The sequence below is a fragment of the Bullifex sp. genome (assembly GCF_034103065.1).
Classification (GTDB): domain Bacteria; phylum Spirochaetota; class Spirochaetia; order Sphaerochaetales; family Sphaerochaetaceae; genus Bullifex.
This window is the reverse complement of record NZ_JAXEGN010000218.1, coordinates 1-26,769: the sequence shown is the minus strand read 5'-3', so window position 1 is coordinate 26,769 and position 26,769 is coordinate 1. Positions and strand designations below refer to the sequence as shown.

Sequence of the window (26,769 nt, the reverse complement as noted above, 5' to 3'; positions counted from 1 at the left end):
CATATCACAGTTTGATACAGAAGATCTAATTGCACCAAGAGTTTTCTTACTAAGAGCATCTAAGTGTTCTGCCTTTAAGCTCTTACCACCATATGTGATAAAGCCAACTCTGAAGCCCCAAACCATTTCTTCTTTAGTAGCTGCATCACCTTTAATTGCAAAAATATTTTCATGTAAATCAACTAATTTAGCAAATAATGATTCCTTAGCTGTATCAGGCTCAAAGAAAAGTCCAAAATATGCATCATCAGAAATTACAAGAATCTTTTTTCCTGTTTCTGCAACCTCTTTAAATGTATTTGCAAGACTTTCCATCTCTTTTTCAGAAGGTGTATATCCTGTTGGGTTATTTGGGAAGTTTAATAAAACACGAGCACAATTCCCCTTTGAAGAAAGGAGTGCACTCTTTAGTCCTTCAATGTTTAATCCCCCATCTTTGAAGAATTTAAACTCTTTTATTGTACAGCCAGTACAATCTTTAAAGATTAATTCATAGTTATCCCAATAAAGATCTGGAAGGATGAGTTCATCACCTTCATCAAAGAACATTGTAGCAACCATGCTAATAGTATGAGTTAATCCTGAAGTAACAAGTGGATCTGAGAAAAGTTTTCCAGTAAGAGAAGGATTCTTTTTAATCATCTCCTGTTTCCAAATCGCTCTTAACTCTTTATTACCACCACCTGGTGCATAACTAAAAATTTCAGCTGGCTTTAAGGTATTTTCTTTAAAGAAATTTTGAATATCCGAAAGGTGCATTGGAATTCCATTGCTCTTAGCAAGGCCAACAGTCGCATTATATTGCTTTGCTTTTTCACCAGCTTCCTGTGACTGTGCTACAATTCCCTTTGGGAAATATAGCTTTTTTCCCTTTTCAGACAAAAATGCTGAAACTACGCATGATGACAATGTGTCATTTAATTGTTTTGCTAATTCGTTCATCAAAACACCTCCGGTTACTAAAAGAGTGAAAGTTGACCATCTTCTGGTGCACTTTCTGTTTTCACCTCGCCTTCGCCAATCATTTTTAAGAACTCACCTTCGTCCACTAATTTTACTCCAAGACTTTCAGCGGTAGCTCTCTTGCTGCCCCCTCCTTTACCAAGAAGCAGATGAGTAGTTTTGCTAGTTACAGAAGAAGTAGTTCTACCACCTCTTTTCTCTATCTCAGCAAGCGCTAAAGATCTTGGATTGTAGTGTTCAAAAGAACCTGTTACACACCAAACTTGACCAGCAAAAATCTGTTCAAGTGAATTCTCTTCATGATTTTCCTCGAATTGTAGCCCAGCTGACTTTAATTTTTCAATACGCTCAAGTAAAACTTTGTCATTTAATGCATTAATGATTAATGTAGCTGTCTGTTCTCCAATTTGTGGAATTTTAGTGAATGCCTCAATATCCTTATTTAAACTAGCTTGAATTAGCTTATCAATTGAGTCAAAACCACCTTTAATTAATATTTCAGCACCCTTCTTACCAACCTCAGGGAGCCCTAAAGAAGTTAATACAACTCTAAAAGGTTTCTTTTTACTTTCTTTTACAGCAACCTTAAATTGGTTAACAGTCTTTTCTCCTAAACCTTTAATATTTTCATCTAATATTTTGTCATAGTTAAAGGTATATAAATCAGGGATATCTTTTATAAATCCATGCTTTATTAATACTTCAACAGACTTAGGTCCAAAAGATTCCATATCCATACATTCACGAGATGCAAAGAACGCTATTCGACCTAGAACCTGGTCAGGACACTCTGGGTTTGGGCAAAATAGATGAGCACCCTTTTCTTCTAAAGGAGTATTACAGCATGGACAAATATGAGGAATTTTGAAGGTAGTGTTACCTTCCTCATTTTTCTCAAGTACTTCTTCAACGGCTGGAATTACATCACCTCTTTTAACAACGGAAACTTTATCACCTATAGCTATCTCTAATTCATCAATATATTCTTGGTTATGTAGTGTAGCTCTTTTTACAGTTGAACCACCCAAAGCAACAGGATTAAGCTCTGCAACAGGTGTAATTCTTCCAGTTCTACCTACTTGCATTGTGATACCATTAATTATTGTTTCAGCTTGAGGAGATTCAAATTTATATGCAATTGCCCACCTTGGATGGTGCTGGGTGTATCCTAATTCCTTTCTAACATCAAGCTCATTTATTTTTGTTACCATTCCATCGATTTCATATTCAAGGTCTTGGCGTTTTTGTGTTACATCTTTTATATAGGAGCCTAAAGAATCAAAAGAATATGCTTTTCCTTCTAATCCTGCTGTCTTAAGCATATTCTCACTTTTCTCTTTGGATGAAGAAAAAAGTGCAAGATGAGGATTAATTCTAAATCCTAATTCCTTTAACTTAGCTAGAATAGAAATATGATCTTGAGGGGTTTTACTTTCATCCTCCCAAAAGCCTTCATAGATGAATATTTGAAGAGGTATTTGCGCTGTTTCACTACTCTTTTGTCTTCTTACACTTCCAGCTGCTAAATTTCTTGGATTAGCAGCACCATCAAGATCCTTAAACTTTAGAAAATCTGCTTTAGCAAGATAAACCTCGCCTCGAACAACTAAATTAACTTTTTCTTTTAATCTTAATGGTATTTGATTAATTGTCTTAATATTTGCAGTTACATCGTTGCCTACAGAACCATTTCCTCTAGTAACGCCTCTAACTAAAATACCATCCTCATAGTATAGAACCATTGAAATACCATCAATCTTTTCTTCTTCGACAAAAGATAGCTTTTCCTTACCCTTTTCTTCACACTTACCCATAAATGATAATACTTCTTCAACTGAGTAAGCTTTATCTAAAGAAAGGACCGGGATTGTATGTTTAACCTCAGGGAAATCAGAGGTTAAATCTGATCCAACTCTTTGAGTTGGGCTTGAAGAAGAGGCATATTCAGGATGCTCTTTTTCAAGCTTTGATAGCTCATCAAATAAACCATCATATTCAAGATCGCTAACTAAACTTTTACCTTCGACATAATAAGCTTCTTGATATCTTAATAGCTCATTTGTCAGCTCTTGCATTCTTGCTTTAATATCCATGGCTTTATTCTACAAAAAAAAGAATTGCTCAACAATAAAGCATAATTACTCTCTTCCTTTTTAAGAATCAAGTTTTGTGGTATTCTAATCTTATGGCAGAACGAGTTAAGAACAGTCAAAACATCGTTAGTATTTTTTTTGGGACTCTAATTGTAAGCTCTGTTGATAGAGCTAGAATTAGCAAGATAGAGCTTCCTTCACTAGATAAGCGATTTACTACAATCAGTGCAGGCGATTTATTTGGTGAGAATTTATTTTCTTTATTTTCTGGAACTATGCCTATCTTTGCAAAGGGTGAAGTTGCCTTCAAAGGTCAACCAATACTTGCTATATTTGGGCCCGACTATGAAGCTGTATCACTAGCTGCTAGAGAAACAACAATTGAGTATGAAGAATTAGGTAATGAAGCAACCCTTTTTGATAGTGCAAAAGAAGATGATGAAACTCTACTTTGGGGTGATAAATATGAAACAGATATTTCATCACTTAAGAAAGTTGAATCAACATACAGAAATGATTATTGCCTAACTCAAAATGATACCTTAGTAAAGGTATCAGCTTGGTTTGAAAATGATAATTTACACATAAGCGTTCCTACTCAATGGCCACAATCGGTAAAAGACAATGTTATTTCTTCTATTAGCTGTAATAGCAGAAATGTAATTATCCACCCACTTCCTTATGCAGCTGACCAAGATGAGTTCTTAATTATGCCAACCCTATTAGCATGTATTGTAGCTAACGCAGCTCTAAAACTTAAAGCAAATGTTGAAATAAGAACAAATATATATTCAGCATCTCCTACTGTGTCAATTACACACACTACATACCTTACAGAAGAGGGAAAACCTGTTGGAGAAGAGGTTGTATACCTAGCAGATGAAGGAGCTTTCTTATTTACCTCTAGTGAATTTAGACGTCAAGCTCTAACTGGGTTAATCCCATCTTATCCATTAAGTTACTTTAGGGCTACAGTAAGAACAATTAGTAGTAATAATCCTCCTGCTTTATTTTACGGTAATATGGGCTTTAGTGATGCACTTGCCTCATCTGAACTACAGATGTACCACATTACTTCTTCTTTAGGTATTTCACCTATAATTTGGAAAAGACAATTTGCTACTAATAAAAGAAAATTCACTGACTATCTTCCATCTCTAGATTTAGCACCTCAAATTAAGCTTTCCGAGAAAATTGCTCTTGATAGCAACTTCTCTAGAAAGTGGTCTTCCTATGAAAGCCAGCGAGGTTCTATGGCTCTAATTCCATTTACAAGAGGAATAGGTATTGCAGGCGGCTTTGGTATTTCTGGCTTTTCAACAACCTTTGCAAAAAAGACAGACTATAAGGCACAACTAGTTTATTGTCCAGGCGACAGAGTTGAACTATACACATCTCTTCCTATAAAGGGAAATATTAGTGATATTATTAAGCAGCTCATTAATGATGAGACGATGTTTAGAGATAGTGATGTAAGAATTTATGACTACAATACTGCTGCAACAGATAGTGGGCCAGATGTGTTATCAAGATCATTAGGTCAACTTACAAAACAAATAATTCCTGCCTTAAGAAAGTTATCAATGAAAGCTAAAAAGGCACAACTTCCAACATCGGTAAATGTTGATATCGATGATAAGTTAAACCCATGTGAATTTGAAACAAGTGGAACTGTATCTGTTATTGTTGAAACTAAAGTTGATAACATTTCATTTTTGCCTGTAGTCCAAGAGGTTTGGATTAACGCCCGTCTTGCAACTATATATGACCAAAAAGAAGTAAGGTCTAGAATTAATAATGCAGCTTTAGAAGCTTTAAGAACATCTGGGGCAGTATTATCAATAGATCCAAATAAACCTTTTAAAATAAATATTAGCTTTGAAAGTGATAACACATATAATATTGCAAGTATTTCAGCTGCTATTGTTGGCTGTGTTAAAGCTGCATTTAGTTCTTCTGTATTACAGTGTGTTCCTAGACTTAAAAATGTAACATTACCTATTTCTGCAGTAATGATTCAAAATGCTATAACGAGGAAATAAAGATGAGAATTGAATTCAATGTTGATGGCAAAGATTTATCACTTACAGTGAACTCAACTAAACCTCTTTCATTAATATTAATGGAAAGTGTAGATATCTCCTCTGTAAAAACCCACTGTAATGGAAAACATTGTGGAAAGTGTATGGTACTCTTTAATGGTAAAGCAGTACTTTCATGCTTAATTCCAGCATTCGCACTCAAAGATAGTAGTATTATTACATTCGATTCCTTCTCAAAATCTCGTGACTACCGTGATATTGAAAGAGCATACTTTAATACAGGTATTTCACCTTGTAAAAATTGTTATGCATCTCAAACACTACTAATAGAGGATATCTTAAGACGTTATGAAAATAATGACTTTCCGATCAATACCCAAGAGGTATTACAAGAAAGTTCATTAATAAAATGCCACTGCATAGACCCAACAGGTTTTCTTGCAATAGTAAATGCAGCACTTGTGATCAGGAGAAAGAGAAATGTACGCAGAGCTTAGAAGTCCAAATGTCCATGAGCCACAAAATCTTGCAGAATATACAAATACAATTATTAGCTACAAAGACAATATTACTTTCCTTTGGGCGGGTGGTACATATATAATGAGCCAACCTAATTTCTATCCTTCTGCTTCTGCAAATGTAGAAATTATCTCCCTTCAAAAAATAGAAGAGTTAAAGCATTTCCAACGCAATGATAGATTTGCTGAGTTTGGAAGTATGGTATCTCTTAGTAAAATTCAATCAGTTGGAGCACTACTTCTTCCTAAGATTTTAATTAACACTCTAGATAGTACTGCAACTAAGTTAATTAGAAACCGAATTACTATCGGAGGCTGTCTTTGTACACCTTCTTTTAGAACTCCTATTGCATCTACACTCATGTTACTTGATGCAAATGTTGAGGTAAGATACCTAAAAAAGAGAATGCACTCAAAGTGGTTTTCTATATCAAGAATCTACGATAAAAATGGTTCTCTTGCTCTACCCCCAAATGCTCTAGTATCAAGAATAAGAATTCCTATTCAACAATTTGATTATCAATATTTTAATTGTGTAGGATCTCCTTTAAGTGAATCAAATACATCTGTAAGTCTTGCAGCTGTAGCTAAGATGGAGCAGAGTAATATTTCATTAGGTAAATTGATAATAACACTTCCTAACAAAGGTTTTTGTCAGAGCCGTGATATTGATAATATTTTCTCTTCTCTTCAATTTCCTTGTGATGAAGGTCACATTTCATCCTTCTTTTCATATATTATTACATATATTAAAGATAACCTTGGAGAAATTAGCCAGCTACAAGAGGTAAGGCTTAAAGGCATGCTACTTAATATGATTGATGAGTTAAATCAAAAGAGTCTTTCAATGTAATTGATATAAAAAGCTGATACCCAAACAAAGGTACCAGCTTTAATTTAATAATCTATATTAATCATTCACAAATGAATGTGCATTCACCTACAGGGTCATAACCTTTATAAACTTCAGCGACCCCATTAACAGATAATGTTTTCTTAAATCCACCAGTAAGAACGCCATACTCAGGATCATTAAAGGTCCATTCATCATCATTTATAGCTACTTCAAGCTTTGAAATCTTATCAGCAAATGCTTCTAATGAACCTTCCTTATAAAGAGAAGAACATCTCATGAGCCATAAGCATGATCTACCGTTACTTAAGAGTTCTCTATCGCTATTAGGACCATCAGTTGTTAATGTCATGCCGTTTGAAGAATAGATAGCAATTAAACCACCCTTCTTTGACTCAGCGAAATACCAATTTCCTCTAGCTAATACTTTCTTAAACTCCTTAACAGGGAAGTAAGCATGAGTGAAATCAACAGGATGTTTTTCATCAAGCTTATAAAATGTTGAGCAAAAACCTTTGTATTGATTTACTCTTGGTAAAGTACCACTTCCAGCCCAGTATGATGGTCTTGCATGTCCAAAGAGAGCAAATTCACCAGGATGGTTAATAAATACATGCTCATCAGCACTAAATACCGCATGGACAACATCCTCTTGGAAGCCTCTTCTACCTGCTTCAAAATCATTTGCAGCAGAAAGGAGGTATGAAGAAGTCTTATAAACTGTAATATCAGCATAACCATTGTAGCCATGAGTACTCTTCCAAGAAAGTGCTTTACCCTCTTCTACTTTATGAAGTGCAAGGTTTTCTTCTTTTGGTTCGTAATCACTAAAACAGAATGGTACAACACCCTTACCTGCATGGCTCTGGTTACCAATTCCATAACCGATCCAGTTGATAAATGAAGGACAGTTACTGTGGTTACCAAATAATTCCTTAAGATATGTTCTTCCACTTGTTGTACTAAATACACCATCAAATGAAGTAATTGCTAAGAGCTTAAAGATGTAATCAAGTGCTTTTCTAGCATTCTCCTTCATCTCTTCATTTTGAGTCTGTGCATATAAAGATGCAAAGCCAAGTGCATCAATTGGAAGATATGGAGGGCTATTCCACTCTGTGAAACCACACTTGAAGAATGTCTCGAACCAAGGCTTAAGCATTCCAAGAGCTTTTTCCTGCATCTGGATACCTGTCATACCACTATTTGTAAAAATTGCATTAGGATATAACTCACCAGCAATTAACTGACAAACATGGAACATTAATGCATGGTTTTCACTATAGAACCACATTGCATCATCACCTGGTTCATCGTGCCAGTAACGGAAGTTGATAATACAATCCTTCATCATTTGAAGTACTTCTTCACTGATTAATCCAGAGTCTGAGAAGTTTCTAATCATGAATGGGAAATATGAGAGATAGAAGTCTGAACAGTCACTTCTCTTATTGATAAAATCAATTTGTCTACGAAGGATAGTATCGATTTCTTTTTTGTCTCCTCTAGTGAATAAGAGAGCCATTGCTCTATTTGCGTTTTGCTCACCATACTTTGCAAGATACTCCCAAGCTTGGTTTTTTCTCTCCTTAACACTATTTGCAGCTTTATCACAGAAAGAATAAGGGAAGTTTTCAAATGTTCTAATTGTGTGAATTACTAAGTTTTCAACTTCAACTGTTACATTAAATCTTAAAAAACCAACAGGGAATGATTCTACAGGTCCAAGATTTGCTTCATTCTTTCCTGCTTCAAAAACTGCATCACATTCGTGGTAGAGCTGTAAGAAAGTATTTTCTTCAGTTGCTCCCTTTAAATGAACTTTAAAAGGCTTATCTGTATAAGGATTAGCACAATAGATTTTTACATCACCTTCAGTAAAATTATTTTTCTCGAAGCTAAGAGTTCTAATTGCTTCCTCAACTTTATCAATTAAAGCAGTATCTCTATCACCCATTGGAAGGATTTGAGTTAAGCCCTCTTCACCTTCTACAATTCTTAATGCAATAGTACATTCAGTATCTCTTTCTGCAAATTCATCAATTACTGCATGAAGAATGTTTTCACCTTTTTTGAGGTTAAGAGTAAATACTTTATCAACTTGATTATTTCTCTCATATGGGCGGAATGAAATCTGCTCTTTGCCATTTACATATAGAGACATACCACCTTTAACAGAACATAAAACCTTTACACATCTATCGTCAGGTGAAGAAATAATTGTTCCAGCAGTAAGAGCTATCCAAAGTGGTGTTGAATAGAAAAATGAGTTTCCGATAACAGGATCACCAAAAGGTACTCTATAAGATAAACCTAAAGTTGTACCGAGAAGCTTTACCTTTCCACCTGGTTGGAAATCTTCAAAATCTGGATCAGCTATTCCATTTTTCTTAATATCTTCTAAAAATGCTGTTCTAATTGGATTAACATGTTCAGCAGCTGCAACAGAACCAATCCAAACATTTTGTTCTTGGTCAATTGTAACAGGAGCGGAATGTACTTCCTGCTTTCTAACCTCAGAAACAAGCCATCTTGTTATATAACCATGATCAAGTGAGAATTTCTGATAATTCATCATTACCTCCAGTCGAACTCAGTATATATCCACTAGTGAAAAATTCATCTTTATTCTTGCTAACAATAACTCTTTGTATTGCATTTTTTGCGAAAAAATTATAGTAAACAACACTAGTTTTAGCCTACGAAATTTTATTTACACATTTTAAGAATTTGTTTTATAAAAGAATCTAATTAGTTTAGATTATTTAGCGTTTATCACCAGATATCAGAACAATAAAAAATAATTTTTGTCATCTTTTTTATTGCTAAAAATAAAGAAAAATGTTGCATTTATTGCTAAAACCATATACCACTATAGTATGGATAGTGCTAGTAATTCTCTATTTTTCAAACCAGGTTTCAAAATTAAGTTCAATAGAGATATAGATCCTCTATTTATTTATTTTGATTATGATATACGTTCATATCCAGTAAATATGAACATACAACACTTTCATAACTTTTATGAAATATTTATCCCATTAGAGGACTCAACAGCTCATCTAGTTGATGGGGAATTTAATCAATTAATTGCTTATGATATGGTTTTTCTTAAACCAGGATTACTCCATAAAAGTGTATATCCTAAGGTCAATTTACCTCAAAAACGAATAATTATTAACTTTAATCTTGGTGCTGGCATTCCAGGATTAGAGCATGATTTAAATAAAATTCTAGGAATCTTTTCTTTAAAGCAACCAATAATAAGATTTCCTGTTAATATTCGAACTGAAATTGTAAGTAAAATAAATGAAATCTTCCAAATTGGAAAACAAAAACAAGATCGCTGGCAGGTTGCATATTATGCAGCATTTATCGAGTTTTTGTGGTTAATTTATAAAAATATTAATCAAAACTGTTATGACCAAAATAAGGTAATAGAATCTAATTCACAAAAGATTTACTATGTAATGGACTATATAAATCATCATTATAGTGAGGATGTATCACTAGAATCTGTTGCAGAAACCCATGCAATTAGTCCATTTTATCTATCCCATATCTTTAAGGATATTACAGGTATTAATTTTGTTAACTATGTACAAACTGTAAGAATACGAAATGCACTTCAAATGCTTGCTTATTCTGATGATACTGTTTCTGAAATAATTGAAAAATGTGGTTTTACGAGTACAAGCCAATTTAATAGAGTTTTCCATAAGTTTTGTGGTATTAGCCCAAGTGATTATAGAAAGAGCCATACTGTGAAAAAAAATTTAATAATGGGTATGATAAATCCAGAGAAGGAAGAGGTTGCTCCTGCAGAATTTCCTCCTCGCTTATATATTAAAGGTCTACAAAAAACAAAAAATGGAGGGTCTATGAAGGTTGGTGTTAGAGCCCATGACTTTGGGTCAACAATTCCAATGAATTTAAAAGCAAAACTACAAGAGTACAACGCAGAAACTATTCAGCTTGCAATCCACAAAAGTTTTCCTTACATGCGTTCTTATTTAGAGGTAACTTACGATGATATTGAAGATATCAAAGACCAAGGGTTAGATATCTCAGTTCTTGGTTGCTATATCGATATAGCTTCCTTAAATGATAGTAAGTGGAATAACCAAATTGCTGAATTTGAGGTAGCGCTTCGAATTGCTAAAGAGCTTGGAGCTAAGTGTGTTGCTACAGAAACTAGTGACTGCAGTGATGAAAATAGAGAGATACAATTTGAAAGAGTTGTTGAAGCTCTAGAACACCTCTTACCTATTGCAAGAAAGTATGATGTACCTATCGCAATTGAGCCAGTAATTAGGCACACAATTAATACTCCAGAGATGGTTTCAAGGCTTCTTGAAAGATTAAATAATGATGAGTATTTAAGGCTTATTTTTGATCCAGTTAATCTATTAAAGGATGATTTATCAAATAATACATTTAGCTTCTTTGAAGAGGTAATAGGTCTTTTTGAAAAGAAGTTTATGGCAATGCATGTTAAAGATATTATTGAAGGAGAAAGAGTTCCTCTTGGAACTGGCGTAATGGCTAAAATCTATCCTCATATTGCTAGAGTATTGACTGTAAACATTCCTTTGATCCGAGAAGAACTCCCTATTGATTCTCTAAAAGATGATTTAGCTTTTATCAGGAAGACTTTCTCTGTCCAACAAACAGAAGCGACAACATAATTGCTGTTGAGATAAAAAGTGCTAATGGAAGAATTGCCATTGACTTTGAATAGCCAATTGCTTCTATTACAGAGCCAAACACAAAGTTAAATCCAATATCTAAAATTGAGGCAAGAGAGACTACAATTGTAGTAGCTCTTGCACTCATATAGCTAGGCACAAAGCTCTTTGAAAGGTCTGTTAGTGTTGGGTATACAATTGAAACTGCAAAGCCACATAAGAATAGTAAAGGTAGTGAGTTAAAAGCAAAGACAATTGAATATCCAATTGAGGCACTTAATAAGCAGATAAATACCATCTTTGCCCCACCGATTTTATCACTAACGGTAGCTAAAATTAATCTACCACTTAAAATACCAAAGGAAAATAGTGATAGCATTACACCTACTTTACCTGCATCAAGGGCTAAATGCTGTGTTCCATACAATACTATGTAGTTAGTTACTCCATGCTCTGCAATTAAGTAAAAAGCTAAAGCTAAAGCTAATAGTGCTATTGCTAATTTATTTACTCTTCCCTTTTTAATTTCATTAAGGTTGCTATCAGCTTTCTTTTCATCTGAAAACTTTGAGGTAAATAGAATAAAAGCAATAGGTATTAATAAAACGGCAAGAGAGATAATAACTCCATTCCATACTGCTATTGAAGATGAGAATTTTGTTAATACTAGTTGGCTTAATGAAGTTCCAATTCCTTGTAAGAAGAAGAGTATATTTAAGTAAAATAATGGATTTTTTAAACTAAACTCTCTTGAGAGGAAAATCATAGTAGTATTTAAAAGTGTTGATAGACCTAAAGAGAAGAAGAAACCTAATAATAAAAATGCATATTTTGCACCTAAAAGTAGCAAAAGCTCAGATGCCATTAATAAAATGACAAAGCCTACCATTGCTTTTTTACTACCAACCTTATCTAGGATAACCCCACCAAATAGTAAACAAACTAAGTTACCTAAATAGCTTGCTGATACAATAATACTTATTTGGGACATTGATAGCCCAAACTCTGTTAAAAATAACGGAGAGAAAATTCCTCTAAGTGCATCACTTGTTCCAAGTAAAATCATCAAGAGAGCACATGTAAAATATATTTTTTTATTCTTCATTTTATCGTCCTAATGGGTATAAGCGTATTGTCTTAATCTCAAATGCCTTAAAGTGTAAGCGATCAAGATTGCAATCACTCTGCTTTTCTTCTAAGAAGTTAACCTCTTCAGCTGTGCAATCAAAACTTGGCTTTAAGCTACAATTACAACCAGTTCCTTCACACTCATACAAGCGTACAATTAATGAATCATTATCCTCTGAAACCTTTAAGCTCTCAATAACAACATGTGATGAACTAACCTTTACAGGAGCTACCTTCTCACATCCATTATATACTCTTAAGCTTGTGTTAAAGTTATATGCCTTACTAATTACACTCTCTGTTGAGAAACCTGAGTGAAGGAGCAAAGAGTATTTAAAGGAATGAATGCCTTCATCTGCCATTGGATCTGGATGAGTTCCACTCTTTTGAAGAGTAAGAGAAACTAAGTTTCCAAGCGCGTTAATACCATATTTTGAATCATTTAAAATAGCTGCACCATAGCCTGGTTCACTATAGTCACTCCACTTCTGATTAGAAACTTCAAATTTAGCTTCTTCAAAGGTATTTGTCTTCCAAACTGGTCTTACAATAGAACCAAATTGAATTTCACTTCTAAGACCTGTTGCATTGATATCAAAATCAAAACCAGCCTTTAATAGCTTATGCTTTTCATGCCAGTCAAGTAATACTTCGAAATCAATTTGCTTTTTATCGCTATATATTCTTGTTAACTTTGTTAAAGTGCTCTTATTAGAGAGTTTCATAATAGTCTCAAAGGTAACTGTTGATCTTGTAGTTTCCTTAAGAGCAATTGTTACATCTCCAATAAAAGGTTTTAGGTTCTCGATTAAATCTTTATCAACATCCCAGTTATCCCAAGCTTGTGGAACATCCTCATTTAAAAAGACTCTATCGAGTCCTAAAGACCTAGCAACCTCTCTTTGTTCCTCTTTATCAAATAAACTTTCGATGTAACCTAAGGATGAAAAACGCAACTTTAAAGTTAGAGTTTCAACACATAGGCCATCTACACTTATTTTTCCACAACAATTATTTTCAATAGCTGAAATAGCTTTAGAAGAATATGAATCAATATTGATATTAGGAATATAAGTTTTTATTCCATCTATTGTAGTAATAGATTCAAAACCTTCTATTTTGCCATCAACAATACAATCTTTAGCTTTAAATGGAGATGGGTTATAAATACATAAAGAGCCATCTGAAATTAAAGCTTTATTTATCTCTTTTTCAACATCAATTTTTAGATCTTTTAAATCTTTTACAGCTTTGATATTTACTTCATCGATACATGTTCCAGGTAAAATATCATGGAATTGATTAATCAATAATCTTTTCCAAAGACCTTCCATATCAACATCATGATGTTTTGCATTAACAAAGTCTGTAGCAATAATCGCATCAAGAGCATGGAGAGCCTCCTCTGCTCTACGATTTCCTTTTTTAATTTCACTTTGACTTGTTAATGTACCTCTATGGAGCTCTAAATAGAGTTCACCTCTATATTGAGGAATTTCAAATGCTTCCTCTCTAACTCTATCCATATAAGAAGAAATAGAAGAGTACTTAACTCTTGGAACACCTTCTATGTCCTCTGTAATTCTTCCGATTTCTATTAAATCATAACTAGGACCTGCACCGCCATCACCATAGCCATAAGCATTGTATCTTGAGTTAGAGATACGAGTTCCTCTCTTCTTTTCATATAGTGCAGTATAAGCCCACTTAGGAGTTGGCCCCATTTGGATATCAATTAAGTTAGCAAGTACAGAAGTCCCATCAATTCCCTGCCAATAGAAAGTATCATATGGGAAGACATTAGTATCATTCCAACTCATCTTAGTTGTACAGAAATTCTTTACACCACTATGCTTCATTATTTGTGGTAATGACTGAGAGTATCCAAAGGTGTCAGGAAGCCAGAAGGTATCACTTTTGTAATTAAATTCTTTTAATGTAAACTTTTGCCCATATAAGAATTGTCTAACCATGGCCTCTGCTCCAGTTACATTACAATCACACTCAATCCATACACCACCATTTGGTTCCCATCTACCTTGGGCTACCATCTCTTTAATATCACTAAAAATTGATGGATAGTACTTTTTCATCATATCAGCATGGCAAGCTGAGCTTTGAAGGAAAATATACTCTGGATATTCCTTCATCATAGTAATTGCATTAGAGTATGTTCTTGCTGCCTTTCTAATTGTTTCTTTAATAGGCCAAAGCCATGCAGTATCTAGGTGTGAGTGTCCACTTACATACATTGTTGGCCAAGAATCACAGTGATTCTTTCTTTTTAATATTTTATTCATACTCTCAACAGCTCGCTTTAGAGCAGGGTAATCAACACCCGACTCTAAAGGAACCTGAGAGACTGTCCTATAAATTTCATAAAGACAGTTTTGAGCTTCTGCTCTTTTATAGTCATCACGAGTAAATTGAGCTATTTCATTTATTGCCCTCAAAGAGAAAGCAAATTCTTTTATTTCTTCATCTCTGAGTGCAATAGTAACGCTCTTAAAAGTAACAGGATGATTAGCATCAAATGGACCATTTGGCTCAGTTTTAAATGGCTGAGTTCCAACTTCGTTATGCCAACAATAAGCTTCTAAGGCAAACTCAAAGATTGTTCCTTCTTCGACACCATCTGTGATAATCAAAGCATGGTGGTTTCCCCTTGTTCTAATAACAACTTTATTAGCTAGTACTCCATGAGGCTTTCCATTTACAAATACAAGTGTTTCTAAAGCACCTGTATCAGCACATAGGAATAATTTTTTCCCTTTAGTTGTAGAGTCGACAATATAACTAGTTTTAAACCAACCAGTTTTCTTATTTCCTCCCCAAGTATCATTTTTTTGTATCCTCGTAGAACATTCCGGGATAGCTGAATAAAGGTTATCTTCTGTCTCAAAGAATGAACAATCTAAAGAAGCAACTTCTTTAAAGATTAAGTCTGTGTAAGTTGCCTCCATTTGAAGCATTTTATCTGTTATTTTATTAAACTCGCGATCACTAATCATGATTAATCTCCTAAAAAAGGGAACCCCAAAAGGTCCCCTTTTTTATTATTTTTGCTCAATGAGGAAGAGCATTGCCATAGCTTGTCCATATGGCATTGGATGAACAGGAATATTTCTATAGAAATCCTGACTCTCTCTTCCCATTGGAGTACCACCAGAACACATTTGGACAATACCATTTTCATCAATAGCATTAAGTGCTGCTGGAAGTGCTTTATCAGCAACAGCTTTATATTTTTCATCAAGAAGACCCATGTGGATGGATTTTAAAATTCCATAACCAAAACCACAGGTACAACTTGACTCAAGATATGAGTCTTCATGGTCGATTAATGTGTGCCAGTATCCACTCTTATCTTGGTACTTAGCAATTGCTTCAACCTGTCTAGTTATTACAGTAGATACGTATCTTTTTACAGCAGGAGACAAAGGAATTGTTTCAACAAATAGAGGCATTGCAATAGTTGCCCATGAATTACCTCTACCCCAGAAAGCCTCTGCAAAGTGATGGTTACCCTTAAAGGTGTAACCATGATACCAAAGACCTGTGATAGGATCAGCAAGGTGTTCAATATGTAATAGGAGCTGGTACTCAGCTTCATCCATATATTCCTTTCTACCTAAGATTCTTCCCATGTTAGCTAATGGAAGTACGCTCATCATAAGTGTATCATCCCAAAGTTCTTGGTCGTTGAAATCATCAGTAGTTCTATGTTGATATCCACCTTCCTTAGTCTTCTCAAGACCACCGTTATAAAGCCATTCAACCCACTCAATACATACATCCATGTAATCTTGACGTTTAAGATGCTCTGCGAGGAATGAAAGAGCTAAGATAGGAGCCATTGTGTTAACATTCTTTCCAGGAAGTCCTTCTTTAATTCTCTGGTCATAGTAGTTAGTTAAAATATCTAAATACTCTTTCTTACCAGTTTTTTCATAGAGCTTCCAAAGTCCGAATAGTCCTACACCTTGAGTCCACTCCCAATATTTATATCTTTCTCTATTTTCAATTCCTGAAGCGAGTACACCTTTATCAAAATCAGGGTCTGCACAAAGAACAGGAAGAAATCCTTTAATTAATAAATCAAGCTTTTGGTCGATAATATCCATAATAATCATCCCTTAACACCACCAGCAGAAACACCGCCAATGATATATTTCTGTAAAATAACGAATACTACAATTACTGGAACTACAGACATTACTGAAGCAGACAAGATACTTGACCAGTCAACACCAGTGTTACCAATGTAGTTCTTAATAGCAAGCTGGATTGTAAAGTTCTTCTGATTAGAGAGGATGAGCATTGGAAGAATGTAGTCGTTCCATCTCCACATGAATGAGAAGATTGCGAGTGTTACAAATGATGATGAACCAAGAGGCATCATTACATGTGTAAAGATCTTCCATTCAGGGCATCCATCAATACGTGCAGCTTCAACAAATGAAAGTGGAATTGCCATATATGCCTGACGGAACATGAAGATACCTGTTGTGGTTGTTACAACTGGAAGGATTACACCCCAAATGTTGTTGTAAAGGCCAAGAGCACTAATTACCGATACCTGTGGTACAGTAAGTGTTTCACCAGGGATCAAGGTTCCAAGCAAGAATACTGCGAAAACAAGGTTTGTATACTTGATTTCGAAGCGGTAAATAGCTAGAGCGTAACCACACATAGCACTAATTACAAGAGTAATAAGTGTACCAACTACAGCTAAGAACAAGCTGTTCTTTACATAGTTCATGAAACCACTACCAAGAACACTCTTATAGTAGTTAATTGTTGGATCACTTGAGAACATCTTCAAAGGATATTTAAAGAGTTCGTTAGGCTGCTTGAATGATGAACAGATCAACCAGAAGATTGGGAAAATCATAGCAAGAGCTAACAAAATTGAGAGAGCAGTGAGTAGCTTTGATGTTTTCTTTTCGCTTTTCATCAGTTTTCTCCTCCTTCATTACTCATCTTAAATTGTACGAAAGCGATTAACGCAAAGATTATCATTACGATGAATGAGATTGCACTTGCATAACCATATCTCATCTGGTTAAAGCCTTGACCAAAGATGTACTGGATAATAAATGTTGTTTTATCACCAGGACCACCCTGTGTAATACCTTGTACAAGAGCATATTCCTTTAAGAGGTTAACTGTTGAAAGAAGTACAGCAAGGAATGTTGTTGGAGCTAACATTGGTACTGTAATCTTAAAGAATGTCTGTGTTGTATTACATCCATCGATTGAAGCAGCTTCATATAAATCATTACTAATACCCTTGATACCACCAATGAAGATAATCATGTAGAAACCAGTTGATGCCCAGTTAGAAGCAAAGCTGATTACAAATGTAGCAAGGTACTGATTTAATGCCCAATCAAGAGGTTTTGCTCCAAGCTGAGTGATAATGAAGTTTACAAGACCATACTCAGTTGAGAACATCCAGTTAATTGTGATACCTACAACAAGTGCTGAAAGGAGTACTGGGATGTAGATAAGTGTTCTTGAGAAACTCTTAAAAGCAACTCTATCAGAACAAACAAGTGCTGCAATTAATAATGGGATAATAACTTTAAATGGGAGAGAAAATAGTGTGTAAATGAAGGTTCTTCCAAGAGAAGAGTAGAAGTTCTTATCCTGGAATAGCTCGAAAAAGTTTTCGAGACCTACGAAATTCATTGTTTTCCAACCATCATAGTCAGTAAAAGAATAAGCAATGCTTAATACAAGAGGTATTAAGAAGAATACTGTGAATAGAGCAAGGCTTGGTAAGACGAACATCCAGAATGCTTTTGTATGTCTCATTCCATTATTCTTTCTTCTTATTGCTGTCATTAAACTCCTCCTTTAAATAAGCCATCCGTTTTTATCCGGATGGCTGATTTTACGAGACGCGATTACACTATTACTTAGCGAGAGGCCAACCTGATTTCTTAGAAAGCTTGTTTGCGAAATCGTCGAGAGAAGCCTTAGCACTTACAGAACCATATACAGCCTGTCTGAGAGCATCTCTATACTCGTTATCGTAGTAGTTTCTCCAGTTAGACTGTTCGTCTACGTTGAATGCATCAGTAACCTTAGAAACTTCAGACTGGAGTACTTTGTAATCTGCTGCTACTTTTGCATCTGATGGAGCATAAGTTACAGCCTTGAGTGATGAAAGACCCTTATCGTTATTGAGGTATTCCTGGAAGTTAGCTGAATCTTCATAGAACCACTTTAAGAATTCAATAGCGAGATCCTTGTCATCTGCATTAGCTGGTACTGCAAGACCTGAACCACCCATGATTGCACTAGGACCGTTAGGACCTACTGGAGAAGGCATAACACCCCAATTGAATGCTTTGATATCCTGGTAGAAACCATTGTACTGCCATGTACCTGAGAAGTAGATACCTACATCACCATTCTTGAAGTAGTCAGCTGGGTTATCATTTGTACCACCTGCCCAAATTGCTTTTGGCATTACTGTGTTGTTCCATTCGATGAACTTCTCAAGAGCTTCAACGTTAGCCTTGCTGTTTACATTAACTGCGAAAGAATCACCATTCTTAACTGTGATAGAACCACCATTCATGTAAATCATGTTATCGTAACGAGCACGTGAAGCATCCATTGCCATACCGTACTTAACACCACCCTTCTCCTGTAAAAGCTTTGCGTTAGCATAAAGCTCATCAAGAGTCCAAGGCTTATCTACTGTAGGAACTGTGATTCCTGCCTTTGCAAATGCATCAGCATTGTAGTAAACGTTTGTGATTGTGAACTGCTGTGGGAGACAAAGATTCTTTTTAGATGTATAATCTTGGCCGATAATTGCTACTGCCTGAGGCTCGAAGATGTCCATGTTAATAACAGTTGCGAGATCTACGAACTCATCTGGATAGAGTCTTGTAAGACGAGTTGTAGCTACGAGATCAGGAAGGTCCTTGTTCTTTGCCATAAGAGGGAACTTTGTAATCTGATCATCATAAGGAATTACAAGACGTTCAACTTTATTACCTGTTTCAGCAGCCCATTTATCAAGGATAAGAGAGAGAGCATCCCCTGATGATGGCTCTTCTGAAAGAAGAACACTGAGAGTTCTTGGGCCAGTAGCCTTTTGTGTTTCATTCTGACCGTTAGCAAATACTGGTGCTACAATAATTGCTAATAAGATAAGGAATAATCCTAACTTTTTCATATTCAAAACCTCCATATGAGAAAATTTGTTTTTATGTTTTTAGTATAATTGTATACAAAGCACTCGCTACTCTAATTTTGTGTAAAAAAAATTATTTATATGCATTTTTTGCGATATGAATAATTCCGAAATATTTTTGCTTTATTACGTATACAGATATTAAAAAAGTGTAATTTTAAAGCAGAAATAAAGTTTTATTTGTGATTTTTCCTGTTGTTTTACTATTTATTTCTAAAAAACCGTGATTTTTTTAGTTCAAAATTTATAAATTATAAAATTTGTGTAGCAAAATAGTACAGCTAGTCATTTGATGTACAATGATTAACTTGAACCAAAATTATTATATATCTAAGATATTGAATATTTTACAGTAAATTAGGACCAAAATACTTAATAATTTATTTTGTTATAAATAAATATAATATCTACCTCTACACCATAATTTTGTTGTGTTAGATTTTTTGTTTAAACTATTCTTTTATTTTAGAACTGTGACAAGGGATAATTATATATGTTATTATAGTTTTATATGGATGAAGTTATTAACAACGAAGAACCTAGTAAGAAATCAACATTTGTACACCTACATAACCACACAGACTTTTCTCTCTTAGATGGAGCTGCACCAATTGCAAAATATATTGCAAAGGCACAAGCAGAGGGAATGGATGCACTTGCAATTACAGACCATGGAAACATGTATGGTGCTCTAAGGTTCTATAAAGCTTGTAAAGCTGCTGGAATTAAGCCAATTATCGGATGTGAGTTTTACGTAAACCCTAAAGACAGAAGAGACCAACGTCCAACTAGCGAAGGAAACAGATATTACCACCTAGTTCTTCTTGCAATGAACGATAGAGGCTACCACCATCTAATGGAGCTAAATACCATTGCATTCACAGAAGGCTACTACTATAAACCAAGAATTGATGATGAAGTATTAAAAAGTCATAGTGAGGATTTAATTTGTCTATCCGCATGTCTTGCTGGTGAAATATTACAGTTATTACTTAAAGACCAATATGAACTTGCTAAAGAAAAAGCTCTTTGGTTTAAAGATATTTTTGGAGATAGATTTTATCTTGAAATGCAGGACCATGGTCTTCCAGAACAAAAGAAGACTAATCCTATGTTATATAAGCTAAGTAAAGAATTAGATATTCCTCTTGTTTGTACAAATGATATTCACTACATAAATAGAAGTGATGCAATTGCTCAAGACGTATTATTATGCATTGGCACTGGATCTAAAGTACAAGATGAAAAGAGAATGAGATTCCCAAATGACCAGTTCTATTTCAAAAGTGAAGAAGAAATGGCCGAGTTATTTAGCTGGTGCCCAGAAGCTCTTGAAAATACAAGAAAAATTGCTGATAGAGTTAATATTGATATTAAATTCCCTGGCCCACTACTTCCTGAGTATGAAATTCCAGAAGGCTTTAAGGATACTAAAGAATACTTAGTATGGCTAAGTTATGATGGTTGTAAAAAAAGATATGGTGAGGTAACTCCTGCTTTAAAGGAAAGACTTGATTATGAATTAAACATCATTCTAACCATGGACTTCCAAGGTTACTTCTTAATTGTTCGTGACTACATCCACTGGGCTAAGATGCATGATATCCCAGTAGGTCCTGGACGTGGTTCTGGTGCAGGCTCGCTTGTTGCATATTCAATTACAATTACAGATGTAGATCCAATTAAGTACAACCTACTCTTTGAACGTTTTTTAAACCCAGAAAGAGTATCAATGCCTGACTTTGATATCGACTTCTGCTTCGAAAGACGAGGAGAAGTAATTCAATATGTTACAGAACACTATGGTAAAGATCGTGTAGGTCAAATTTGTACTTTTGGAACTCTCAAAGCAAAGGCTGTTGTAAAAGACTGTGCAAGAGCACTCGATATTCCATACGATGAGAGTAACCAAATTTGTAAGCTCATTCCAGATGAGCCTAAGATGACAATTAAAAAAGCACTCGATGCCGAGCCAAAGCTACAGGCAATTAAAGAGCGAGGTGGAGTATATGAGGAGCTATTTAATGTTGCTGAAATCTTGGAAGGAGGAAACCGTCATACCTCACTTCACGCAGCAGGTGTTGTAATTGGTAAAACTCCTTTAATTGACTACGTTCCTCTTTCTTATGATCCTAAATCACACTCAGTTGCAACCCAGTACACTATGGACCAAATTGAAGAGTGTGGCCTTGTAAAGATGGACTTTTTAGGTCTAAAAACCCTTACCTTGATTAAGCATACTGTAGATCTTATTCATAAAAAAGATCCAACTTTTGATATCAATAAGATTGATGAACTTGATAAAAACACCTTTGACATGTTAAAGCGTGGTGATAGTGCGTGTGTCTTCCAGTTTGAATCTGCTGGTATGCAGAAAATCTTAAAGGATGCTCAACCAAACAATATCGAAGATCTCGTTGCTCTCAATGCACTTTATCGTCCAGGTCCAATGCAATATATCGATAGATATGTAGCATGTAAAAACGGTCTTCAGGAAATTGAATATGCAGACCCTGAACTTGAGCCAATATTAAAGAACACCTATGGTGTAATCGTATACCAAGAGCAGGTAATGCAAGTTGCTCAGATTATTGCTGGCTACACTCTTGGTCAAGCAGATATCCTTAGACGTATCATGGGTAAAAAGAAAGTTGAAAAGCTTGCTGAGGAAAAGGTAAAGTTCGTTGCAGGTGCTGAAAAGCTTGGTAGAGACCCAAAACATGCTGCTGATATCTTCGAAATGCTAGAACCATTTGCTCAATATGGTTTTAACAAGTCACATGCGGTTGCTTATTCTATCGTTGCTTATCAAACTGCATTCTTAAAAGCTAACTACCCTAGTGAATTCTTAGCGGCCAACCTCACTAATGAAATGAATAACCCTGAGAAGTTTAAAGAGTATCTAGCGCTTGCTGATACTATGGGTATTAAGCTACTTCCACCTGATATCAACAATTCAGATAAGCACTTTAATGTTGTAGATGGTAACATCGTTTATGGACTGTCTGGAATAAAGAATGTAGGTGATGCGTTAACTCAATTAATCGTCGAGGAAAGGGATAAAAATGGCCCTTATAAGTCTTTTACTGATTTCCTTTCACGTCAAGTTGATATCAACTCAAGATCAATTGAAGCTTTAATTAAATCTGGTACCTTCGATTCTCTTGGCATAAACAGAGCAACCTTAATTGCTAATTTGGAAGATGCTATTGCATATGAAAAATCTTCTCGTGAGACAACAGCATATGGTCAAATATCTCTATTTGGAGATGAAGTATCTTTAGGCTCCTATGAAATGAAAGAAATAGATGAGTGGCCGAAAAGAGAGATGTTAGAACTCGAGAAGGAATATTTAGGTTTCTATGTTTCTGGTCACCCTCTTGATAACTATAAAGAAGATATCGAGCGCTGTGTTTGGGTCGATATTTCAAAACCTGCAGAACTACCAATTAATAGAAATGTTTCATTAATTTGCCAAGTAGCTAACTACAAAGTAATTAAGACTAAAACAGGTTCAAAAATGGCATCATATACGTTAGTCAATTACCAAGGAACTTTCGAAGCAGTTGCCTTTCCAAAGGATTATGATAAATTAGTAGATAAGGTAGCACTCGATGGTATCTATGGTTTTGTAGGTTATTTTGATAATAAAAAGGATCCAACAAACCCACAGTTTATTATTAAGGATATTTGTGAGCCATCTGAATTAAAAACAGAAGCTATTAATTCATTAGTGCTTGAGATTAATGAAGAAGAAGCTAATAGCGAAAGTTTTGAGATGTTAGCTAATGACTTGAAGAGCTATCTTGTAGACCATAGTGGTTCTCTTCCTGTTTTTGCATATCTAGGAGAAAACAGAAAGGAAAAGATTAGGTTTGGTAGAGAATATGCTGTTAGCTTCTCTAAAGAACTTAAAAAGGACCTGTCAGGATATTCTTTAATTAATGCCGCATGGTTTGAGTAAAATGAGGAGATTTGTATGAATACTTTTATGCTCGATATGGCTAACTTTCTAGCACGTTTAATCTCTCTTTATTCTTTCTTTATTTGGATAAGAATTTTTCTTTCCTGGATTAATCCTTTTCCAAGAGAGGGTTCATTAACATATTACTTTGCTCTAATTGTTGATCCTTTTTTAAATCTTTTTAGATCAAAGCATTTCCGTGTTGGAATACTAGATTTATCACCAATATTTGCAATTGCAGTACTATCATTAGTACAAAGTTTACTTAAACTCTTTTCAATATATGGAACGATTAGATTTGGTTGGGTATTAAGCTTACTTTTGCAATATACTTGGTCATATGGCATACAGATCTTTTTAATGTTTGCAATAATTGTCATGATAGTTAGAACTATTGCAGCCTTCACAGGCTCATTAGCTCTGTCTAGAATTGCAACTCTTGCTGACCCTTTGATGAAAAAAGTAAGAGAGATTTTCTTTACAAGACGTCTTGTAAAAGATACAACCCTTTCAGTTACAACTCTTATTGTGATTATTTGTATTTATGCAATGCTTTCTTACATTTTTAGTTTATTAATTACTTATTCAATGAGGATTCCTTTCTAATGTTTTTATCAGAGCTAATAACTCCTATCGAACGTTTACAAGGCGTTGGTAAGGTGCGTGCAGCAGATTACCACACAAAGCTTCATGTAGATACATTTAAAGATTTATTAGCTCTTGCTCCAAGAGCATATGAAGATAGAACAAAGTTAACCTCAATAAAAGATTTAAAGGAAGGCGAAAACACAATAAATACTAAGATAATTGTACAATCTCATACGTACTTTGGAGGTATGAGAAAAAATGAAAGAACGCTAAAAGTAATAGTAAAGGATCTTTCAGGTACCAAATTATCTTTACTTTGTTTTGGAAGAAGCTTCCTTGAAAAAACACTTCAAACTGGCTCTGTTTGGTTTATTAATGCAAATGTAAATCAATACAATGGAGAGTGGCAATCATCCTCATTTTCTGTTTATAGAACTCAAGATGAAGCGGGAATAGGTAGAGTTATACCTATTTACCCAATGGGTGGTTCTTTAACTCAAAAATCAATTAGGAAAGATATAAATACAATACTATCAAATAAGTACATCACCTTTGATGATGAGCTTCCACAAAGGTTATATAGTAAATACGCTCTTATGCACACCGATAGTGCAATAAGACTTATGCACATGCCAAGGTCTATGGAAGAAGTTAAAGCAAGTAGAAGAACACTTGCTCTAACTGAGTTATTATTAATGGAAATTGCATTAATGCGCAAAAGTACATACGAAAAGAATAATAAAAAGAGTTCTATTTCTGAGCTTGAAAAAAAATTCATCTCTTCTCTTCCATTCTCCTTAACAAAAGACCAAGTATCTAGCTTAAATGAAATAAGACAAGATCTTGATACCCAGCGTTCAATGAATAGATTATTGCAAGGTGATGTAGGTTCAGGAAAGACATTAATTGCATGGATTAGTAGTCTGCATGAGATAGCTAAAAAAGGTCAAGTTGCTTTTATGGCTCCAACAGAACTACTTGCAAGACAACATGCAGAAAAAGCTGCAGAGCTTTTAGAGCCACTTGGAGTAAAGATTGCTTTTATCACAGGTGATGTAAAAGGGAAAGGTAGAAAATATCTTTTAGATGCCTTAAAAAATGGTGAGGTTGATATAGCAATTGGTACTCATGCTCTATTTTCTAAGGATGTTGTATTTAAAAACTTAAAGTACGTAATAATTGATGAGCAACACCGCTTTGGTGTTGAGCAACGCCTTGCTCTAACCTCAAAAGGTGAAATACCTCACCTACTATTAATGACTGCAACCCCAATTCCTAGAACACTTGCTCTAACAATGTTTTCTGATTTACAAGTATCATCTATTCATACTATGCCTCAAGGCAGAAAGCCAATTACAACATATCTTGTAAAAGAAGAAAACAGAGAAAAGATGTATCAAACAATAGCTGTGGAATTTAAACGATCTCACCAAGCCTACTTTGTTTATCCAAGAATTGAAGACGAAGGTGATAGTGGATTAAGAGATGTTAAAAACATGTTTGAATATCTAAAAAAAGAATATCCAGGCGTTCCTTCAGCATTAATTCACTCTAAACTCCCTGAAGAAGAAAAGATGCAAATCTTAACAGACTTTAGAAACAAAAAATTAAGCTACCTTGTTGCTACCTCTGTAATTGAAGTTGGTATTGATATTCCTATGGCAACTTGTATGGTTATTGAACATGCAGAACGTTTTGGCTTAGCTGCACTCCACCAGCTTCGTGGTCGTGTTGGTAGAAGTGATTTACAAAGTTATTGTTTCTTAGTTTATTCAGCATCTCTAAGTGATGATTCAAAGGCAAGACTAAGAGTAATGAAAGAAAGCACAGATGGCTTTTATATCGCTGAAAAGGATTTAGAAATTAGAGGTCCAGGAGAAATTGCAGGTGCTAAGCAATCTGGATTTTTAAAGCTAAAATATGCTTCCCTTGTTAATGATATAGATTTAATAGAGATTGCAAAAAAAGAAGCTTTAGAGATAATGGAAAAAGATAGAGGCTTAATTAGCACAGAAAACTATATGTTAAGACTCAATATCAATGAGGAAGGATAATATGCGTATCACAGGCGGAAAATATTGTAGAAGAAATGTTGTATGCCCACCAGGAGTAATTAGGCCTGCAATGGATCGAATGAGAGAATCATTGTTTTCAATCTTAGGAGACCTTTCTGGTCTTTCTTTTCTCGATTTATTTTCAGGAAGTGGATGTGTAGCTATTGAAGCCGCATCAAGGGGAGCTAGCCCTATCCACCTAGTTGAAATGGATAGAGGGAAAAAAGAAACTATTGAGAAAAATTTATCTTTTGTTGAAGAAGAAAAACATCTTTTTATGATGGATGTTATGAGATATGTTCTAACATCATCCTATAAATATGACATTATTTATGCAGACCCTCCTTTTAATATGGAAGGAAAAGTTGAGCTTGCAAAAAAGATAGCAAGTAGGAAAATGCTTAAAGAACATGGTCTTTTTATCATCCACTACCCTGAAGAAGAAAAAAAACTATGGCCGAATGAAATAGAAGGCTTTATTTTTAAAGATGAAAGAAAATATGGCCGTTCTATGGTTCGTTTTTATGAGGTAGCAGAATGAGTTTTTATATTAATGATGATAACATCGGCCATTTAGACCACTGTGTGATGACAAGTGAATCTGACTCTTGTAGTTCAGCAAGACTTTCACTTTACCAATCATTAGTTCAAGAGATAGCAGG

At 34.8% G+C, this 26,769-nt stretch carries 17 protein-coding genes; 8 read left to right on the top strand and 9 right to left on the bottom strand.

Annotation, left to right across the window (positions count from 1 at the left end; all coding sequences use genetic code 11):
- Both SOY52_RS08565 and ligA read right to left on the bottom strand, forming a co-directional pair.
- A partial coding sequence (locus SOY52_RS08565; RefSeq protein ID WP_320848539.1) for an aminotransferase class I/II-fold pyridoxal phosphate-dependent enzyme occupies nt 1-942 on the bottom strand: 942 nt, incomplete at its 3' end.
- Nucleotides 943-959: 17 nt separating this feature from the next.
- Nucleotides 960-3,056, bottom strand: coding sequence for an NAD-dependent DNA ligase LigA (ligA, locus tag SOY52_RS08560; protein WP_320848538.1), 2,097 nt, complete (start codon nt 3,054-3,056; stop codon nt 960-962).
- A 92-nt stretch (nt 3,057-3,148) separates the two neighbouring features.
- On the opposite strand from ligA, the gene SOY52_RS08555 reads away from it, so the two are divergent.
- From SOY52_RS08555 to SOY52_RS08545, 3 genes are read left to right on the top strand one after another with little or no spacing between them, the layout of a single operon-like run.
- The gene (locus SOY52_RS08555) at nt 3,149-5,098 is read left to right on the top strand and encodes a molybdopterin cofactor-binding domain-containing protein (RefSeq protein ID WP_320848537.1); all 1,950 of its coding nucleotides are present in this window, start codon (nt 3,149-3,151) and stop codon (nt 5,096-5,098) included.
- A 2-nt stretch (nt 5,099-5,100) separates the two neighbouring features.
- On the top strand, nt 5,101-5,595 hold the full coding sequence (locus SOY52_RS08550) for a ferredoxin (protein ID WP_320848536.1): 495 nt from the start codon (nt 5,101-5,103) through the stop codon (nt 5,593-5,595).
- A complete protein-coding gene (locus tag SOY52_RS08545; RefSeq protein ID WP_320848535.1) occupies nt 5,579-6,469 on the top strand; it encodes an FAD binding domain-containing protein in 891 nt (296 codons plus the stop codon). The genes SOY52_RS08550 and SOY52_RS08545 overlap by 17 nt, the downstream gene beginning before the upstream one ends.
- A 61-nt stretch (nt 6,470-6,530) precedes the next feature.
- Here the strand turns inward: SOY52_RS08545 and SOY52_RS08540 are convergent, their stop codons facing one another.
- Nucleotides 6,531-9,044, bottom strand: a complete 2,514-nt coding sequence (locus SOY52_RS08540) for a hypothetical protein (RefSeq protein ID WP_320848534.1) — start codon at nt 9,042-9,044, stop codon at nt 6,531-6,533.
- A gap of 304 nt (nt 9,045-9,348) precedes the next feature.
- On the opposite strand from SOY52_RS08540, the gene SOY52_RS08535 reads away from it, so the two are divergent.
- A complete protein-coding gene (locus SOY52_RS08535) occupies nt 9,349-11,157 on the top strand; it encodes a TIM barrel protein (RefSeq protein WP_320848533.1) in 1,809 nt (602 codons plus the stop codon).
- Here SOY52_RS08535 and SOY52_RS08530 read toward each other — a convergent pair.
- The 6 genes from SOY52_RS08530 to SOY52_RS08505 all read right to left on the bottom strand — a co-directional run bounded on the left by SOY52_RS08530 (nt 11,114) and on the right by SOY52_RS08505 (nt 19,483).
- Complete coding sequence (locus SOY52_RS08530) at nt 11,114-12,262, bottom strand: MFS transporter (protein ID WP_320848532.1); 1,149 nt, start codon at nt 12,260-12,262, stop codon at nt 11,114-11,116. The genes SOY52_RS08535 and SOY52_RS08530 overlap by 44 nt on opposite strands.
- Before the next feature lies 1 nt (nt 12,263).
- The gene (locus SOY52_RS08525) at nt 12,264-15,296 is read right to left on the bottom strand and encodes an alpha-mannosidase (protein WP_320848531.1); all 3,033 of its coding nucleotides are present in this window, start codon (nt 15,294-15,296) and stop codon (nt 12,264-12,266) included.
- Nucleotides 15,297-15,341: 45 nt separating this feature from the next.
- Entirely contained in the window at nt 15,342-16,418 is a 1,077-nt protein-coding gene (locus SOY52_RS08520; RefSeq protein ID WP_320848530.1) for a glycoside hydrolase family 105 protein, read from the bottom strand.
- Entirely contained in the window at nt 16,415-17,242 is an 828-nt protein-coding gene (locus SOY52_RS08515) for a carbohydrate ABC transporter permease (RefSeq protein WP_320848529.1), read from the bottom strand. Before SOY52_RS08515 ends, SOY52_RS08520 begins: the two co-directional genes overlap by 4 nt.
- A complete protein-coding gene (locus tag SOY52_RS08510; protein ID WP_320848528.1) occupies nt 17,242-18,135 on the bottom strand; it encodes a sugar ABC transporter permease in 894 nt (297 codons plus the stop codon). Before SOY52_RS08510 ends, SOY52_RS08515 begins: the two co-directional genes overlap by 1 nt.
- Before the next feature lie 70 nt (nt 18,136-18,205).
- Nucleotides 18,206-19,483, bottom strand: coding sequence for an ABC transporter substrate-binding protein (locus SOY52_RS08505; protein ID WP_320848527.1), 1,278 nt, complete (start codon nt 19,481-19,483; stop codon nt 18,206-18,208).
- 529 nt (nt 19,484-20,012) lie between these two features.
- Between SOY52_RS08505 and dnaE the strand changes: the two genes are divergently transcribed.
- Genes dnaE through rsmD form a run of 4 tightly spaced genes read left to right on the top strand, consistent with a single transcriptional unit; the run spans nt 20,013 to nt 26,648 of the window.
- Nucleotides 20,013-23,465 carry a DNA polymerase III subunit alpha gene (gene dnaE / locus SOY52_RS08500; RefSeq protein WP_320848526.1) on the top strand — a complete coding sequence of 1,151 codons (3,453 nt, stop codon included), beginning with the start codon at nt 20,013-20,015 and terminating at the stop codon, nt 23,463-23,465.
- Nucleotides 23,466-23,480: 15 nt separating this feature from the next.
- Nucleotides 23,481-24,071, top strand: coding sequence for a YggT family protein (locus SOY52_RS08495; RefSeq protein ID WP_320848525.1), 591 nt, complete (start codon nt 23,481-23,483; stop codon nt 24,069-24,071).
- Nucleotides 24,071-26,107, top strand: coding sequence for an ATP-dependent DNA helicase RecG (gene recG, locus SOY52_RS08490; RefSeq protein ID WP_320848524.1), 2,037 nt, complete (start codon nt 24,071-24,073; stop codon nt 26,105-26,107). The genes SOY52_RS08495 and recG overlap by 1 nt, the downstream gene beginning before the upstream one ends.
- A 1-nt stretch (nt 26,108) precedes the next feature.
- Nucleotides 26,109-26,648: a 16S rRNA (guanine(966)-N(2))-methyltransferase RsmD gene (rsmD, locus tag SOY52_RS08485; protein ID WP_320848523.1), complete on the top strand. Its 540-nt coding sequence runs from the start codon at nt 26,109-26,111 to the stop codon at nt 26,646-26,648.
- Nucleotides 26,649-26,769 lie beyond the last annotated feature (121 nt).